The sequence below is a fragment of the Streptomyces sp. NBC_01237 genome (assembly GCF_035917275.1).
Classification (GTDB): Bacteria; Actinomycetota; Actinomycetes; order Streptomycetales; family Streptomycetaceae; genus Streptomyces.
Map to the genome: position 1 here is coordinate 1,446,237 of NZ_CP108509.1, position 17,115 is coordinate 1,463,351.

Genomic DNA, 17,115 nt, shown 5'->3' on the forward strand with positions numbered 1-17,115 from the left:
AACGGCCCCGTGACGGCTCAGCGGCTCAATGCCTCACCCGGCCGGCTGGGGTGAGGGCTCCGGCTCCGGTACGGGGTCGGGGTCGGGCCTGGGCGGCTGCGGAATCGGGTCCGGCGCGGGCCCCGGAGGCATGGGGCCGGGGCCCGGCGGTACGGGCGGCGGACCGGGCAGGGGCGCGGGCGGACCGGGCACGGGTGCGGGGGTCGGCGACGGCGGTACGGGATCGGGGTACGGGTGGGTCATCTCGGACCTCCAAAGCATCGGGCAACGTACGGGTGGAGCTCATCTCCACCGTCTCCCGGTGCGGCTGCCCGCGCCCGTCGAGTCCACACGTGTACGCCGCAGATCCCTCCACCCGCGCCTGTCCGGCCGCCCGCGTGGGGCGTCCCCGCAGGTCAGAACAGCTCGGGGTGGGACTTGAGCTGCCGCTCCGCCTCCTGGACCAGTTCGGCGGGGGCCACGGGAGCCTGCTCGGGGTGGCGCTGCGCCCATTTCGCCGCGTACGGGCAGAGCGGGACGACGGGGACTCCCTCACGGGCCGCCATGCCGTAGAACTCCTGGACGAGGGCGCCCGCGATGCCCCTGCCCTCGTGGCCCGGCTCGACGACGGTGTGCACGGCGACAAGGGCACCGGGCGCCGGGTCCATCACGAAGTACGCGATGACTCCGGCCGCCTTGCCGTCCTCGTAGGCCACGAGATTGCCGTGGGCCCGGTCGTCCCGGATCTCTACTGCGGAGTTCTCTGCCATGGCGGGGCTCCCTGCTGTGTGCGGGCGTGGATGGGGCGGGTCAGCCGGCCGCGGGCACCGCGTGCGGGCTGCGTTCCGTGCGGGTCCCCGGAACCGGCGCGGAGGTGTCGTCGCCGAGCGCGACGATCCGGTTGTCCGCGTCGACGTGGACCACTGTCGGGGTCAGCGCGCGGGCCTCGGCATCGTCGACCTGCGCGTAGCTGATCAGGATGACCAGGTCGCCGGGGTGCACGAGGTGGGCGGCCGCCCCGTTGATACCGATGACACCCGAACCGCGCTCACCCTCGATGACGTACGTCTCCAGGCGTGCGCCGTTGTCGATGTCGACGATGTGCACGAGTTCACCCGGCAGTAGATCGGCGGCTTCCATCAGCTCGCCGTCGATGGTCACGGATCCGACATAGTGCAGGTCGGCCTGGGTCACGGTGGCCCGGTGAATCTTGGACTTGAACATCGTACGCATCATCTAGGTACTCCTGGAGGTAGGCTCCCTGCCTGCGTTTTTGCAGGTCAAGGGCTGTTTCCTTACCCTACAACGAGTCGCATGTCCGGGCAGCTCCCCCCAGGTTCTTCAGGACTCGTGCTGACCACTTGGTTGCTTGCAGGCCGCGAGGGCCTTGGTGGTCGTTGCGACGGCGTCGGGTGTCTCGTCCGGATCCTGGTAGTCGGTGGCCTGCCGTGGCCGTCCTCGTTGCCTACGACGGCCACGGCGGCGACCTTGCCGTACGTGTGCGCGGTCCTGGTCATCGGTCTCGGGGCCGTTCGGGCCGGCAGCGTCGGCGATGAGGGCGTTGATCCGCGGGGGCGCCTCTGCCATGTCTCGATCCATCGTCACCGGGCGACCTCGCGAAACACTTGCGGTCGCCGCCTCGAACCGTGACTCGCCCGGCTCGCCGATCCGGGCGTTTTCGGCCGACTCGCCAAGCCCGGCGTGCGGGACCACAGCCTTCAGGCTCGCACATTGCTCGGCGTGAGCTGTCGGATGCGCGCGTCGAGCTCGCGCTGGTAGAAGTCGATGAAGCCGTCGGGGTCGGGGCCCGCGTTCTGCATGACCAGCCTGTCGAAGCCCGCGTCGACGTAGCTCTGAGCGACCTCGATGTAGCGTCCGGGGTCCGCTCCGCAAGCGAACTTCTCCAGAATGTCACTCTCGCGCACGGTGGTGGTCGCGGCATCGAAGTTGACCGGATTGGGCAGCTCGCTCATCACTTTCCACCCGGTCAGCGCCCACCGCGACGTCTTGAGAGCGGCACGCGCGGCGGTGTGTGCGTCGGGTGCCCAGGCCATCGGAACCTCGCCGTAGCACGGGCCGGTTCCCCCGGCGTCACGGTAGTGCTGGACAATGCTCGGCTTGTCCTCAGTGGCGAACAGGCCGTCGCCCAGTTCGGCGGCGATGCGGGTCGACATGTGACCGCTGGCGGCCACGGCGATCAGAGGCAGCTCGCCGGGGAGGTCGAAGACCCGGGCGTCCTGCAGTCGCAGATGCTTTCCCTCGTAGGACCGGTAGCCCCCGCTCCACAGCAGTCGGATGATCTCCAGGGCTTCCGTGAGCATTTCGTGCCGGGGGCGGACCGCGTCGGGGAATCCGGGACCGACGACGTGTTCGTTCAGCCGCTCCCCCGAGCCGACACCCAGGACGAAGCGGCCTTCCGAGAGCAGGGCGAGCGTCGCAGCCGCCTGAGCGATGATCGCGGGATGGTAACGCACAGTGGGACACGTGACCCCGGTCGCCAGACCGATCCGCGACGTCTTGGCCGCGATGCTTCCCAGCACCGTCCAGGCGAACGGTGAGTGTCCCTGGTTGTCGAGCCAGGGGTGGTAGTGGTCGCTGATCTCCACGAAGTCGAATCCCGCCTCCTCGGCGAGCACTGCCTGCCTGACCAGCTCCGCCGGGCCGAACGCCTCCGCCGCCAGCTTGTAACCCACCTGCATGTGATCCTCATTCCGCACGCGTCACGGCCACTTCTTCCGCACAGGGATACCCCCTGATATCTACACATAACGGTCGAGTGCGTAGGGCCGTGCGGAATGCAGCCTTGACCTGGCCTTTCCTGCCGACGAGTCGTGTCCCGCCTGCTCGGGTGCACGAGGGGGTTCGACGTGCGCGCGTCAGTCGGGGGCCGGCCCGAAAGGGCTGTCGTCGAGGCGGTCGAGCAGATCGGCCACATCCAGATAGACCGCTTCCGCTCCTGCCCGCTCCAGGTCGGCGCGGGGGATACCGCCCGACAGGAGAGCAACCGCAGTCACCCCGGCCCGGGCCGCCGCCTCCATGTCCCATACCGTGTCGCCCACGAACACCGCTTGCCCCGCACTGACACCGGCCAGCCGGCAGGCCAGCTCGACGGGCTCCGGGGAGGGCTTGCCCCGGTCGACGTCGTCCGAGCTCGCCGTGGCCCGGACCGCCTCGTCCGCGTCCACCGCCCGCCGCAGAGCCGCGAGCTCCGTGCCGCTCGCCGAGGTGGCGAGAACAACCCGCCAACCGCGTTCGGCCAGGGTGCGCAGCAGGTCGCCCGCGCCCCGGAAGGCCGGGAGTCGGTCGAAGTACGTGGCGTAGAGCACCGTGTGCGCGGAGCTGATGGCCGTGTCCTGCCCGGGGTCACGGTCGGGCCCCAGCAGTCGCTCGATCAGATCGCCGGAACCGAGGCCGACCGCCCGGTGGATGTCCGGCATCGGCACGGTGTGCCCGGCCTGCCGAAAGGCCTCCCACCAGGCCACCACGTGGAGGTGGTTGGTATCGGTGAGAGTGCCGTCCACATCGAAGATCGCCGCCCCTGCCGTGGTCTTCCCCAGCGTCGCCATCAGACCTCGCGCCCCTGGATGTCCGCCTCGTCCGTGACATGGACGGCCGCTTCCTCCGCCGACGCCGCGCCACCGTCGATGCCCACGTCCTCGGCGAAGACGTCGTTCTCCCGCCCGGCCGCGTCGTCCGCCGCGCTGAGGCGTCCCGCCCGGGGCTCGCGCTCGGACGCTTCCAACGGTTCGCCCTCACCCCCGGCGAGGTCGCCGACGCCGTCACCGTTGGGTGGTTCCACATCGTCGGTCTCCTGGGCGAGCCGCTGGTCCAGGGACTCACCGTGGCGCACCTCGGCCCCGGTCGTACCGAACCTGTTCACGGCCAAGGGGCGTTCGGGAGGGGAGTAGCCCTCATCCATTCGGTCGTCCAGATCGCGTTCGTCGAGCGTGTTCTCCAGGTCGAGGCCGTCGTTCGGCGGATCGCCGCCGTCGTCGCCCTGCGGCTGGTACACATCGTCGCCGCGTGCGTCTGCGGGCATGTCCTGTTTCCTTCGTCGTGCGGGCGACCGGTCCCCGGGCCGCCGGTGGGCATCAGCGTCCGAGGGCCTTACGGAGCTGTTCCTTGTTCATGGAGGAACGCCCGTCGATGTTCTTCTTTTTGGCCTCCGCGTAGAGCTGGTCCTTCGTGGGTCCCTGCGCGCCCTTGTGGGAGCGTTCACCGCCGCGTTCGTAGGCGGACTTCCTGTCCTGGAGCGATGTCCTGCTCGCCGTCCTCGACTCACCGGACCGGGCGCGCTGCTTGTTGACTGTCCGGGCCGCGATCTCCTTCGCACGGGGCGTCGACGCGCCCTGTTCCTCCTGACTCTCCTTGATGTGCTCGTACTGCCGCTCACGCTTCTTGCTGGATCCGGCCGGCATGGCGCGCTCCTCCGCTTCCTCTCGTGGGCGTCGGGTCCGGAAACCGTCACGGACTCGGGGACGGCCACCGTCTTTCCCGTACGGATCCCACTAAACAACGCACCCCGCGACGGCGCCCCCGGAGGCGGGATCAGGAGTGCCCCGAGGCCGGCGGGGCATCGGCCGGATGCCGTGCGGACGTAGTGGCCCAGCCCAACCGGCCGGCCCCGACGTAACGCGGACTGCCGCCTGCCGAAGATCTGAGCCGACCACAGCGCAGAGGGACTGAACGGCCCAGGAGCGAAATGGACAGCCCCGGTATGGAGTGCCGAGGCCACGACCGGGCCAGCCTTTTATGAGACAGGCTGTGAACCATGGCCAGACTCGTGGGTGTCCCGATCAGTTGTGGACGACGACCGGGGCGGCCCGGGGCGGCCTCCGGCCATCGTGGAAGGGCTCCGATAGAAACCCACCGGTGTCATGGGCGATTCTCAGGACAGGCGAGCACCGTACGTGCGACGAGGGAAGGCGTTTCATGGAGCTGCGGCTGAACGGAACCCGGGAATACCGACAGGCGGCCGACTACGTGGCTGCCGCGCTGATCTTCCTTCAGGACAACGTCCTGTTGCGGGAGCCGTTGCGCCGTGAGCATCTCAAACCGCGTCTGCTGGGCCACTGGGGTTCGTGTCCGGGGATCACTATGGCCTACGCGGCACTCAATAGTTTGGTCAAGGAGCGCGACACCGACGTGCTGCTGGTCACCGGGCCCGGACACGGCGCCCCCGCCAACCACGCCAATCTGTGGCTGGAGGGCACGCACGAGACATACGATCCGGCGCTGTCCCGGACCGACAGCGGCCTGCACGAGTTGGCCCGGCGCTATTGCGCGCCCGACGGCTTTCCCAGCCATCTCTCGCCGGCGCTCCCGGGCACCCTCCACGAGGGCGGCGAGCTCGGCTACGCGCTGGCCACGGCCTTCGGCGCAGCCTTCGACGCCCCGGACCGGCTGGTGGCCTGCATCGTCGGTGACGGCGAGGCCGAGACGGGGCCGACCGCGGGGGCATGGCACTCCTCCAAGTTCCTCGATCCGGTCACCGGCGGTGCGGTGCTCCCGATCCTGCACCTGAACGGCTACAAGATCTCCTCACCCACCGTGTTTGCCACCATGTCCGACGAGGAGCTGACCGCACTGTTTCGCGGGTACGGGTGGGCCCCTCGCATCGTCGACATGACCCAGGATCCGCAGAGCGAGGCGATGACGGACGCGGTACGTGACGCTCACACGGCCATCGTCGACATCCAGGCCCGAGCCCGTGCCGGTGACATGCCCGAGCGCCCGCCCTGGCCGATGATCGTGCTGCGTAGCCTGAAGGGCCAGGGTGCACCCGCCAAGGCCGGGGGGAAACGCATCGAAGGCACCTTCCACGCGCACCAGGTGCCCCTGGCCGACGTCCACGACGATCCCTAACAGTTCAGAGCCCTGGAGGCGTGGCTCCGTTCGTACAGGCCGGACGAACTCTTTGACGGGGCCGGCCGCCCCCCGGCCCGAGGTTCTTGCCGTGTGCCCCCGGGGCGATCGGCGTATCGGAATGCAGCCCGCGGGCGACGGGGGCCGGTTGCGACGGCCGCTGGTTCTTCCGCCGCTGGAGCCGTGCGCAGTCGATGTCCACGCGGGGCCGGGCGTCGCCTCCGCGAGCCCCAACCGGGTCCTCGCCGAGTGGCTGGCAGAGATCATGCGCCGGACGGAGGCAAGCCGGGACTTTCGGATCATGTCCCCTGACGAACTCGCCTCGAACAAGCTCGACAGCATCCTGGGCGTGAGCGGACGGGCTTACGCCTGGCCCGTGGACGAGTACGCCGAGGGCCTCTCGCGCGACGGACGTGTCATGGAAGTGCTCTCCGAGCACAACTGCCAGGGCTGGCTCCAGGGCTACCTCCAGACCGGCCGCCACGGGCTGTTCCCGACATATGAGGCGTTCGCCTCCGTCGTGGACAGCATGCTCAACCAGTACGCCAAGTGGCTGAAGATGTCCCGCGAGGTGCCGTGGCGGGCGCCCGTCAGCAGCCTCACCTACCTGCTGACCAGCGAGGGCTGGCGTCAGGAGCACAACGGTTACAGCCATCAGGGCCCTGGGTTCATCAACAATCTGCTCACCAAGAAGAGCACCGTCACCGGCGTCTACCTCCCGCCCGACGCCAACACCCTGCTCGTCACCATGGAACGCCTGCTCGCCGACACCGGCAGGATCAATCTGGTCGTGTCCGGAAGCACACCGCCGCCCAGTGGCTCGATCTCGACGCCGCCCGCCGACACTGCGAGGCCGGTGCCTCCATCTGGCCTTGGGCCTCCACCTATGAGGGTGAAGATCCGGAAGTGATCCTCGCCTGCGCGGGGGGTATTCCGACGGTCGAAACGCTCGCAGCAGCCGCCCTGCTGCGCCGCGACCTGCCCGACGCACGCATCCGTGTGGTCAACATCGTGGACCTGTGCGTCCTCACCCCACCGGACCGCCACCCGCACGGCATGGCCGACGCCGGGTTTCGTGAGCTGTTCGGCACGGACACGCCGGTCGTGTTCGACTTCCACGGCTACCCCTCAGCCGTCCACCAACTGCTCCACGGAAGGCCGGAACCGGAGCGCTTCCATGTCCGCGGCTACGTCGAGGAAGGCTCCACCACCACCCCCTACGACCTCCTCGCACGCAACGGTGTCTCCCGGCACGACCTGGTCATTTCCGCGCTGGGCCACCTGCACGGACGCGCCACCGTCACCGGCGACCTGGCCGCCGCCCACGCACGCCACCGCGACCGGCTGCGCGAGGAGATCCGCCGCACCGGCACCGACCCCACTGAGATCACCGAGTGGAAGTGGCAGCGGTGAACGCCCGAGACAGCCTCGTCGTCGACGCCGGCTTCTGCGCCTTTCCGTCGTGGGCGCCGACGGCCGCGAGGAATCCGTGAAGCATCGGAACGAGCCACCCGGCCCCGAGACCACCGGCCTGATCGCGAGTTCCTGCACGACGGACGCGGTTTCCGGGTGGGCGCATCCGGACACCGCATGGGCAGGCAGTGTGCGAGCTCTCCCCCTGGCTGGTTTCCTGACTTGGAACCATCAGCCGGACGGTTCGTCCGGGATCGGGTGCTCGGGGTGAACGGAGCCGTCGTTGCGACTGCCGACCGGCCCCGTACCGGCCTCATCGGTGTCCGGGAGTTCAGTGCCCTCTTCGAGGCCGGCGGGCACCGGTACCGTCAGCGGGTCATCATCGTTGGCGAGCTGGTCCTCAGGGTCCCGGGGCAGTGGTTGATCCGCGTGTTCCCGGCTTGCTCGATCGCCCATCGGGGTACCGCCTTTCTGTTTGTCGATCAGCGTGTTGTGGTCCGAGCCGGATGACGGCTTCGGTCGAAAGGGGCGCGTGATCAGCTCAACGGGTAGGGCGCCCCAGGAAGGGAGGGGTGCTGGAACGCCAGAAGTCTCATGGCCCCCGTCCGTCCGGATGGGATGTCGCTCTTGTCCTCTCCGAGCGCGTCCCCGCCCTCCAACGGGCACAAACATGGATTTAAGGTGTAAAACAGCACAGCACGCGGCTGCCCGTGAAGAGGCCCCCGCCGGCTCATGAGCAGGAAAGGCGGATTGCCGATGCTGCCACAGCGCGCAATGGTGGGAGAGGCCCGAAAGCAAACCGCTCGGCGGCCCCGCGCGGCAGTGTGACAAATGCGCCGCCGCCCCTCCCCGCGCTACGCCGCTTCGTGCGCCAGAGGCCGGACGGACTGTCGGACCGGAGGCATGAGCTTCGCCAGGGCGGGAACCCAGGTGCTGCGGCCCACCGGAAGGACTCGGGTGTGCTCGGCACAAGGCAGGAAGGACAGACGATGACGGACCACGACGTGAGCAGGCGGAAGATACTGGCAATCGTCACCAACTACGGCGTCGAGCAGGACGAGCTCGTCGTGCCGCTCGATCATCTTCGCGGAGGGGGTGCCCAGGTCGATGTCGCTGCCGTGACCATGGACGACATTGACACCCTCGTCAGCGACAAGGAGCCCGGCAGGGCTGTCCGCCCCGACCTCACGCTGGACGATGCCGACCCGGCGGAGTACGACCTCCTCCTCGTACCGGGCGGTACGTTGAACGCAGACACGCTCCGACTGCACGAGTCCACTCCTCGCGTCGTGCGCTCCTTCACCGAATCCGGGCGACCGGTCGCCGCCATCTGCCACGGCCCCTGGGCGCTGGTCGAAGCCGGTGCCGTCGCCGGGAAACGGCTCACCTCGTACGCCTCACTGCAAACAGACATCCGCAACGCAGGCGGTGACTGGGCCGACGAACCGGTCGTCACCGACGAGGCGGGAGGCTGGAAACTCATTACCTCGCGCAACCCCGGTGACCTGGAACCGTTCATCCGGGAGATCGACGCAGCACTCGCCCTCTGAGGGCCGTCCCGTAATCAGTTCTCGTGGCTCCGCGGTCGTCACTCCGGTGCTCGCCCGTCGAAAGGGACCGCTCCCCGGACCCAGCTTGAACCTGTGGGTGTCGGCTGGAGGGCAGCTCAAGTTGGTCGAACAGATCCCTCGTCAAACGAGCGGCATCACGTAGCGGGCGGCGGCTGTGCCCCTGTCCCCTGCTTCTGCGGTTGCCCCCCGCTTTGGGACAATTCAGCAGAACGGAGTCCTAAGAGCTGCACCATTCACTCAGGGAGGCCGTCATGAGTGCCACGGCCACACGCCGTGAAACCGTCCTCGCACTGCTCGACGGCCATGGGCAGACCTATGCAGCCCAGGCCGGAATTCGACTGCGGAACACTCCCCAGCCGCTCTACCAACTACTCGTCCTTTCATGCCTTCTCAGCGCGCGCATCCGCGCTTCGGTCGCGGTCGGTGCGGCCCGTGAATTGTTCAAGGCGAGCATGCGCACCCCCCGCCGGATGCAGGAGGCCACATGGCAGCAGCGTGTGGACGCACTGGGCGCGGGACATTACAGGCGCTACGACGAGAGCACGTCCACGACCCTCGGCAAAGGCGCGGCGTTCCTCCGCGAGCGCTATGGAGGCGACCTGCGACGTCTGCGCAAGGAAGCCCACAACGACCCCGCACGCATGCGGGAGCTCCTCCAGGAGTTGCCCGGGCTCGGACCTGTGGGCGCGGCTGTCTTCCTGCGCGAAGTCCAAGGCGTCTGGACCGAGCTGGAGCCCTACCTCGACGGCAAAGCCGTCCAAGGGGCGCAGCGCATCGGACTGCCGACGAAATCCCGCGAACTGGCGAAACTGGTGCCCGCAGAGCAACTGACGGTCTTTGCCGCGGCGCTCGTGCGGGCCGCGCTGGACAAGTCGGTGGTGCAAGACGTGAAGGACCGGACAGACGCGCCCGTGCACAACCCTGCGCGCAACCCTCGGCTTGCGTGAGTGCGTCGAAGTCAGCTCACCGTGGTGCTGCGCACCGGGCCGTACATCACCCGCTACGCTTTGCCGCCGGCCTTCTTCGGCGCCCGCTTGGCAGCCGGCTTCCTGATCGGCGCCGCAGCGTTGGCAGCCTGCTTCTCCGTCCTGGCGCCGGCCGTGGCAAGAGACCCGCCGGAGCTCTCCAGGTGGGCCCGGACAAACCACTGGAACTGCTCCAGGGAACGGAGGTGCTCGATGAGGAGATCCTCAGTGACGGGATCGATGGAGCTGACCTTGGAGACGGCCGAGCGGTGCTCCGTGATGATGCCGGAATACACCAGGTCCAGCGCCCCCAGATGAGCCAGTGCGTCTGCACGGCCGAGGCTGTAGTCGTCCCACGTCCGCTCGTCGACCAGGGCGCCGGGAGTGCCCTGCGGTTCGCCGCCGAGCGCAGAGATACGTTCCGCTGTGTCGTCAGCCATACCCCTCACGGCGAGGGTCTGTGGATCGAGCATCTCGTGAACGGCAATGAAATGAGGCCCTACCACGTTCCAGTGAATGTGTTTGAGGGTGAGTGCCAAGTCGTTCAGCGCATGCAGACGCATACCCAGAAGTGAGATGACCTGCTTGCCCGCCTTGATACTGAGGCCTGGCACCGTGTAGCGGGGCTCGCTGGAGACTGCCATATCGCTCCTTCGTAGGATGAATTACGCCTTTTCCTCTGCCCCTTCTCGGGCGTTTGTAACCAGAGTGGAGGCTGTCGGGCTGATCAGGCGGCTGCCTCCTCAACGGGTCGCAGCCGCAGAACATGGCTCTCGGTTGGATCTGCTTCCGCCTGCTCCTATCGCGAAAACGACCCACGTTCGGCGTCATCGGCGGGACGTCACGAGCCCGTCCCGGCTGCGGCACCGACGGTCCTGGCCACCCCTCGCACGTTCATCGCTCCGACGCACTCTGCGGGCCCCGGCGGCGACTTCGGGGCGCGGACCCAGCTGTGACGCCGGTGTCCGGTATCGCACCAGAGCTGTGTCCTCCTTCTCCCGGAGACGCAGATCGGCCCCCCTCGAAGCGGTCGAAGAACGCTGTCGTTCCATCCGGCATCGTCGCCTCGACCGGCCCACCCGCCAGCAGGGGGCCTCTTTCATCGAGTACGTACCGGTTCGCGGGGCTGGTGCCCCGCCGTGCGTACGGGGGTAGGCCGGGCGACACTGCTCACGTGGGAGAGGCAGGCGACGCACGAGGAAGGGCGGCGCAATGACGGCATCCGCGACCGGCGAAGACCTGTTGGCCGCTTTCCTGGCCGACCCGGCCAATGCGGCCCTGGATCTGGCGACAGCCGTGGAACGATGCTCCACGGCCCTCGGCCTGAAGCATTCGGTGGTCTACCTGACCGATCTGCAGCAGCGTCTTCTGGTTCCCTTGACGGGACATGGACAGGACCTCGAAATCGACGCCTCACTCGCCGGCTGGGCCTATCGCACCCAGTCGTTGCGGGTGGAAGAAGGCGAAGTGAGCGGCCTGACGGCGTGGCTGCCGCTGGTGGACGGCGCGGAACGCCTGGGTGTGGTGGCGGTGCTGTCTCCCGTACTCGACCCCGTTTTGCTCTGCCGTGCCCGGGCCCTCGCCGCCCTTCTGGCCATGATGATCACCTCGAAGCGGTCCTACAAGGACTCCTTCGTGCGCCGGACCCGCACCGAACCGATGCAGTTGCCCGCAGAGTTGCTCCGGGCGCTTCTTCCTCCCCGCACCATCGGCACCACTCACGTCGTCTCGACGGCTGTTCTGGAGCCTGCCTACGAAATCGCGGGAGACGGGTTCGATCACGCCCTGACGGCTACGACTCTGCACGCATCGATCCTCGATGCCATGGGCCATGACCTGACGTCCGGCCTCGCCACCTCCGTCACGCTGGCCGCCTGCCGCAACGCACGTCGCACCGGAGCCGACCTGCCGCTGCTCGTCGACAGCGTCGACGCCGCGCTTTCCCAGTGGCTTCCGGAACAGTTCTGCACTGGCATCCTGGCCCAGCTCGACCTGCCCTCCGGCGTACTGCGCTGGATCAACTGCGGTCATCCGGCCCCGCTGCTCATCCGGTGCGGGGCGCTGGTCCCCCGTGCGATGGAAATGGAGGCGGACCCGCCCATGGGCTTTCCCTCCGTCTTCGCTTCCGGCCCCCGCCAGGTCCACCAGATCGCTCTGGAACCGGGAGACCGTGTGCTCATGTACACAGACGGCACGACGGAATCACGCATGCGCAACGGAACGGAGTTCGGAGTCGAGCGTTTCGTCGACTACGTCGTACGCGCCGCCGCGGCAGGAGAGCTCGCTCCGGAGACATTGCGCCGGCTCATCCATTCACTTCTGGACTCGGGGAGCGCAAGGCTCCGAGACGACGCGACCATTCTCATGTTCGAATGGAAGAGCCCCCAGCCATGAGTCGTAGGCTAAGGGTTGCCCCGTAATCCCTGGCCGGCGCACGACGACAGCTACGGCAGGCGTCCGATTTCCGCGAGGTCTCAGATGTCGCGCAGCGCGGGTACCAGTTCTCGCTGCGCCCACTCCAGATACGGTTCCTGGTGATCGCCTCCGATCAGGACGAGGGCGATCTCGGTGGATCCGGCCTCGGTGTAGGCCTGTACCACCTCCACGACGGCCCCGACGTCGTCCCCGGACGGGATGGACTCGACCACGTCTTCGGGCCGGACGACCTGCACGGCGGAAGCGAATCCGTCCGGTCCCGGCGGCTCCGAGTTGGCCTTCCGGCCTCCGCCGAACCACCGGAACCGGCCGTGCGAAGCCATCGATCAGCGCAGACTTCGGTTCCGTGGCGATCAACAGATGCGCGAGGTGCCCGGCGCGCCTGCCGGGACACCTCGCCTGAGGCCGGCGGAGCCCTCAGCGCTCGGAGCGGTCCTGTACGACGGCCGGGCGCGGGATACGTTCCGGGCCGATGACGTTCACGAGGTGGGCGTCACCCGGGACGGGCCACCGAGGCCGGGAGATCGTCGACAGAATCGAGTCCGCTTCAGCGTTCACAGAGTTGCCAGTACGTCACGCTCGAACACCCCGGCGCCCTTCTTGGTCTTCTTGGGGGCGTGGACGGGACGGGGTGTGAGTCCGAGGGCGGGGAACCGGGTTCGCTCCTCGGCAGCACGGCTGCCCGGACCGGGTGTTCACGCTGCTTGCCGGTCCGGGTGGGATGTGCCGGGTTGGTGCCAGTGGGCAAGTGACAGCGACGGGATGTCAGACCGCGACAGCCACCAGCAGAAACGCCGACGGAGGGCAGAACGGCATCTGCGGGAGCGCTCGACTGCCACGGGGCGGGTACGGCCCGCCCCGTGGCCCTGTCTCGGGAGCGATGCTCCGCATCTGGTGAATGGGTTCGGCCGGGGCCGATCAGCCGGAAGGCACGGGGGTCTCAGGCTGGGACACAGAATCCGATCTCGGCGAGGGCCTCCTTGATGAGCTGTTTCAGGTATTCCGGGCTGGGCGGATCACCGGGTTCGCCCTTGGCACCGCGGGAGCCCCGGGGCCCAACGGCCCCCTCGGGGCCCAAGTCGCCCCTGGGCCCCTGCGGCCCCCTGGGCCCGGCCGGTCCTTCCCTGCCGTCGGCTCCGGGCAGCCCGTGGGCACCCGGCTTTCCGTCCCTGCCGTCCCTGCCCGGCTGGCCTTCGCCGCCCTTGGCCCCGACGGGACCTTCCGGGCCGGACGGGCCGCCCGCACCCTCCGGGCCCGCAGGCCCCTCGTTGCCGCGGAGGCCCTGCGGGCCGGCCGGGCCTACCGGTCCGGGAATCCCTGTGGGACCCGCGGGACCTGTCGCGCCCGCAGGCCCCACAGGTCCGGCAGGACCCGTGCAGCCCGTACGGCCTGGCGGGCCCTGAGGTCCGGGCGGACCCTGAGGTCCGGCGGGCCCCTGCTCGCCGGGCGGCGGACCGCACGCCGGATCGCGGCCGTCGAGAACCGGGGCGCGCGAGCCCTCGGGTGGACTCTGCGCAGGTAATGGTGCTTCAGAGGATGTGGTGGTGGACGCTGTGGCCATGCCGCCTCCTGAGGTTCTTCGCACCCGTGAGGTGCGCCGGGTGGACGCCGTCCCGCCCCGAGACGGGACGGCTTGACGGGAGCGGAGAGCGAGCGGCCATTCAAATTGCCGGATCAGAATCCGAACCGCAGTGGTCGCATTTTACTTTCCCGCTCGCCTGTGACCATTCCCCGGCCGCTCAGCGGGGTAACCACACGCAAGGATGATGGATAAGTAATACTTAAGAAGCGTGAAACAATTGGAACAGAATTGCTTTTTCGTGACTTATTTCAGTGCGGGGCAGTGCGAAAGATGATTATGGCGAGAGCCCCCCGGCCGCCCGGTGACACTCACCCGGATGCGGCCCAGCAGTCGGCCTCCCTCGGGGCCCGCACGCACCTGACCAGGGCGATGACCGACGCCCTGGCCGAGAACCCGCGATGCTGCGCAACCTTCTTGCACTGCCTGGCTTCGCACGCGCCGAGCGCACCGAAGGACCGGGGCGGACGAGGCGAGCCCGTATGCGTACACACCGACACCACCGCCCCACCCCCCGAGGGAAGCTTTGTGAGACGCCTGCAGGATGTCAGTGGATTAAGTCACTTATTCGGCAGCATGATTCATGGTTCACATGCTCTACGGTCTGGGGATCTAATTGGCCTGCAGTGGATTCTTACGGCGCTTCTACTGACAGAGTGTGGCGTTTTTTCGCTGTCATTTCACCTTGCCGTTTCGGTTGGGCCGAGGTGGCTGCGTTGATCATCAACTGTTGGGTGGTCGAGGCGGTTCTGTTGCCCGGGCATGGTGGAGTCCCGGCACCATGGCCGGGTTCTCCGGTCCTTCGGATCCGGGTGGGGCGCCGCAGGCAGGTCGGGCGGTCGTCTCGTTCACCACCCCGATCCAAGATGCATAAAGGATTCATATAAATCCACTATGCTTCAGCCATGAGTCGCCGAGACGCCGCGCATGACGCTTCCGATGCCATCGGGTCAGCCCTCTACGGTCTGGCCACCAGGGCCGTGAGACGCCTTCCCCGCGACATGAGCCTGACGTCCGCCGCCACCTTGGCCACCCTGGACAGGACCGGCCCGCGACGGATCACCGATCTGGCGGTGTCCGAGGGCGTCACCCAGCCCGCGATGACCGTCCTGGTCCGGGTGATGGAGGAATCCGGGCTGGTCGAGCGGAAGGGCCATCCGTCCGACAGGCGGGTCACGCTGGTCTGCCTGACCGAAGCCGGCGCGTCGTACGTCCGGACGCGACGCCGGGCGGGCGTCGACGCGTACGCGCAGTTGATCGACGAACTGACCGGTGACGAGGTCGAGGCCTTGGCAGCAGCCCTTCCGGCGCTGCTGCATCTGGCGGAGATCGAAAGCCGCGCCCGAGAGGTGTCGGACCGGTGACCGGGGACCAAGCTCATGACCAGCCGATGAGTACTGCCCCGATACGTTCCGAAGTGCGTCTGCTGGTCCCTGCCCTGCTGTTCATCGCCCTGGTCGTGGCGGCGGTCGCCAGTCTCGGGACGCCGCTCATCACCAGCGTGGCGACCACGTTCCATGTCTCCCTCGACAGCGCGCAGTGGACGCTGACCATCGCCCTGCTCAGCGGCGCCGTCGCCACACCCGTCCTCGGCCGGCTCGGAGCCGGTCCGCACCGGCGGGCCACGATTCTCGCCACGCTGGCGATCGTCGTCGTCGGCAGCGCGCTCACCGTGCTGACGCTGCCGTTCGCCTGGCTGCTCGTGGGCAGAGCGGCCCAAGGCGTCGGACTCGGTCTCACGGCGCTGATGATGGGCGTGGCCCGCGACCATCTTCCCGAGGAGCGCAGCGCGGCCACGATCGCCCTGATCTCAGTGGTCTCCATCATCGGCGCGGGCGTCGGCTACCCGCTGGCCGCCCTGCTCGCCGAGTTCGCCGGACTGCGGGCCGCCTACGGCCTCGGCCTGCTCGTCACCGCCATCGCCTTCGTGACCGCGTGGCGCTCCATGCCCGCAGCTCCCGAGGGCCGCTACGCTCACGTGAACGTGGCCGGTGCGCTCGTCCTGGCGGGCGGACTGCTCCTCGTCCTGTTCCTGGCCGGCGAGAGGAGCCTGTGGAGCCGACACCTCGCCGTGGCGGTGACCCTTGCCGTCGCCGCCGTACTCCTGCTCTGCCTCTGGACCGTTTCCGAACTGCGGACCAAGTCGCCCCTGGTCGATGTCCGGGCGGTACGGCACCCGGCGGTCGCCGGGGCGAACATCGCCATGTTCGTCGGCGGGAGCGGCATGTACCTCCTGCTCACGCTCATCACCCGGTACGCGCAGACGCCGCGCAGCGCCGGCTACGGCTTCGGACTGACCACCTTCGTGGCGGGGCTGGTCCTCATCCCGTTCTCCGTGCTGGGGTTCGTCGCCGGCAAGCTCACGCCGCGGGTCCGCGAACGGATCGACGGCCCCCTGCTGCTGGCCGGCAGCGCCGCCATCGTCGGCGGCGGGTTCGTCCTGTTCGCCACCGCCCGGTCCAACCTGGCCGAACTGCTCGCTGCCATGGGCGTGCTGGGTTTCGGCGTCGGCAGCTTCTCGGCCGCCATGCCGGGCGTCATCCTGGCCGTCACCCCCAAGAGCGAGACGTCGAGCGCCATGAGCTTCAACTACGTCGTCCGCAGCGTCGGTTACTCCCTGGGCAGCGCCATCGGCGGTCTGGTCCTGGCCTCCGGCACCGCCACGGGCCGCCTCTTCCCGAACGACGACGCCTACACGACCGCGGCGCTGATCGGCGTCGCCGCGATGGCGATCACGACGATGGCCGGCCTTGCCCTCGCCCGCCGACGCTCGTCCGAGACCAACCCGTAAGTCAGATGCACTCGTCCCACACTGGAGGTTCCATGCCCAAGGGTTACTGGGTCAGCGCCTACCGCACCATTGCAGACCCCGAGAAGCTGGCTGCTTACAACAAGCTGGCCGCTCCGGCCGTCCAGGCCGGGGGCGGCCGGGCCCTCGCCCGTGGCGGTCGGGTCGTCGCCCACGACGCCGGAATCGCCGAGCGCACCGTCCTGATCGAGTTCGACAGCTTCGAACAGGCGGTCGCCGCACATGCGAGTGCGGCCTACCAGGAGGCCCTGGCCGCACTTGCTGACGGCGTCGAGCGCGACTTCCGCATCATCGAAGGCCTCGACTGACGATCGAGGCTGCGTCGGACATGACCTGCGAGGGACATGTCTCCTGCTGAAACAAGGCCGGCCGCATACCCGGGTCGTGCTCCAGCGGCCCCGTGTGGAGAGCGACGAGGTGCCGGTCGGCAGGCAGGGACACTTTCCGTACGGGTGGTGGCGAGGGGAAGCGGCCGGGCAGTGGACGCTGACCGACGAC

At 68.5% G+C, this 17,115-nt stretch carries 16 protein-coding genes and 1 pseudogene; 7 read left to right on the forward strand and 10 right to left on the reverse strand.

The genetic code is table 11. From position 1 onward, the window contains the following. Positions 1-395: 395 nt before the first annotated feature. From OG251_RS42550 to OG251_RS42580, 7 genes are all read right to left on the reverse strand, one after another. Positions 396-749: a GNAT family N-acetyltransferase gene (locus OG251_RS42550; RefSeq protein ID WP_326682628.1), complete on the reverse strand. Its 354-nt coding sequence runs from the start codon at positions 747-749 to the stop codon at positions 396-398. A 40-nt stretch (positions 750-789) separates the two neighbouring features. Continuing rightward, positions 790-1,215, reverse strand: coding sequence for an aspartate 1-decarboxylase (gene panD / locus OG251_RS42555; protein ID WP_073722268.1), 426 nt, complete (start codon positions 1,213-1,215; stop codon positions 790-792). 105 nt (positions 1,216-1,320) lie between these two features. Further along, positions 1,321-1,566, reverse strand: coding sequence for a hypothetical protein (locus OG251_RS42560; protein WP_326682629.1), 246 nt, complete (start codon positions 1,564-1,566; stop codon positions 1,321-1,323). Positions 1,567-1,697: 131 nt separating this feature from the next. Then, positions 1,698-2,678, reverse strand: coding sequence for a TIGR03557 family F420-dependent LLM class oxidoreductase (locus OG251_RS42565; protein ID WP_326682631.1), 981 nt, complete (start codon positions 2,676-2,678; stop codon positions 1,698-1,700). Positions 2,679-2,855: 177 nt separating this feature from the next. After that, positions 2,856-3,545 (reverse strand): HAD family hydrolase, encoded by a 690-nt coding sequence (locus OG251_RS42570; protein WP_326682632.1) that lies wholly within the window; start codon positions 3,543-3,545, stop codon positions 2,856-2,858. Continuing rightward, positions 3,545-4,018 carry a DUF5709 domain-containing protein gene (locus OG251_RS42575; protein ID WP_326682633.1) on the reverse strand — a complete coding sequence of 158 codons (474 nt, stop codon included), beginning with the start codon at positions 4,016-4,018 and terminating at the stop codon, positions 3,545-3,547. The genes OG251_RS42570 and OG251_RS42575 overlap by 1 nt, the downstream gene beginning before the upstream one ends. 52 nt (positions 4,019-4,070) lie before the next feature. Further along, a complete protein-coding gene (locus OG251_RS42580) occupies positions 4,071-4,397 on the reverse strand; it encodes a plasmid stabilization protein (RefSeq protein ID WP_326682634.1) in 327 nt (108 codons plus the stop codon). Positions 4,398-4,911: 514 nt separating this feature from the next. On the opposite strand from OG251_RS42580, the pseudogene OG251_RS45135 reads away from it, so the two are divergent. After that, positions 4,912-7,257, forward strand: a pseudogene (locus OG251_RS45135) (phosphoketolase family protein). Positions 7,258-7,488: 231 nt separating this feature from the next. On the opposite strand, the gene OG251_RS42600 reads toward OG251_RS45135, so the two are convergent. Continuing rightward, entirely contained in the window at positions 7,489-7,713 is a 225-nt protein-coding gene (locus OG251_RS42600; protein ID WP_326682636.1) for a hypothetical protein, read from the reverse strand. A gap of 533 nt (positions 7,714-8,246) precedes the next feature. Here OG251_RS42600 and OG251_RS42605 point away from each other — a divergent pair. Then, positions 8,247-8,807, forward strand: coding sequence for a type 1 glutamine amidotransferase domain-containing protein (locus OG251_RS42605; protein WP_326682637.1), 561 nt, complete (start codon positions 8,247-8,249; stop codon positions 8,805-8,807). A gap of 272 nt (positions 8,808-9,079) precedes the next feature. After that, positions 9,080-9,775: an endonuclease gene (locus OG251_RS42610; RefSeq protein WP_326682638.1), complete on the forward strand. Its 696-nt coding sequence runs from the start codon at positions 9,080-9,082 to the stop codon at positions 9,773-9,775. Between the two features lie 53 nt (positions 9,776-9,828). Here OG251_RS42610 and OG251_RS42615 read toward each other — a convergent pair whose 3' ends face one another. Continuing rightward, positions 9,829-10,437 (reverse strand): Dps family protein, encoded by a 609-nt coding sequence (locus OG251_RS42615; protein ID WP_326682639.1) that lies wholly within the window; start codon positions 10,435-10,437, stop codon positions 9,829-9,831. Positions 10,438-11,005: 568 nt separating this feature from the next. On the opposite strand from OG251_RS42615, the gene OG251_RS42620 reads away from it, so the two are divergent. Continuing rightward, on the forward strand, positions 11,006-12,187 hold the full coding sequence (locus tag OG251_RS42620; RefSeq protein WP_326682640.1) for a PP2C family protein-serine/threonine phosphatase: 1,182 nt from the start codon (positions 11,006-11,008) through the stop codon (positions 12,185-12,187). 80 nt (positions 12,188-12,267) lie between these two features. Here OG251_RS42620 and OG251_RS42625 read toward each other — a convergent pair whose 3' ends face one another. Continuing rightward, the gene (locus OG251_RS42625) at positions 12,268-12,552 is read right to left on the reverse strand and encodes a hypothetical protein (RefSeq protein WP_326682641.1); all 285 of its coding nucleotides are present in this window, start codon (positions 12,550-12,552) and stop codon (positions 12,268-12,270) included. Between the two features lie 2,257 nt (positions 12,553-14,809). Between OG251_RS42625 and OG251_RS42630 the strand changes: the two genes are divergently transcribed. From OG251_RS42630 to OG251_RS42640, 3 genes are read left to right on the forward strand one after another with little or no spacing between them, the layout of a single operon-like run. Continuing rightward, positions 14,810-15,172 (forward strand): MarR family winged helix-turn-helix transcriptional regulator, encoded by a 363-nt coding sequence (locus OG251_RS42630; RefSeq protein ID WP_326682801.1) that lies wholly within the window; start codon positions 14,810-14,812, stop codon positions 15,170-15,172. A gap of 26 nt (positions 15,173-15,198) precedes the next feature. Continuing rightward, entirely contained in the window at positions 15,199-16,599 is a 1,401-nt protein-coding gene (locus tag OG251_RS42635; protein ID WP_326682642.1) for an MFS transporter, read from the forward strand. 32 nt (positions 16,600-16,631) lie between these two features. Further along, entirely contained in the window at positions 16,632-16,925 is a 294-nt protein-coding gene (locus tag OG251_RS42640) for a DUF1330 domain-containing protein (protein ID WP_326682643.1), read from the forward strand. Positions 16,926-17,115 lie beyond the last annotated feature (190 nt).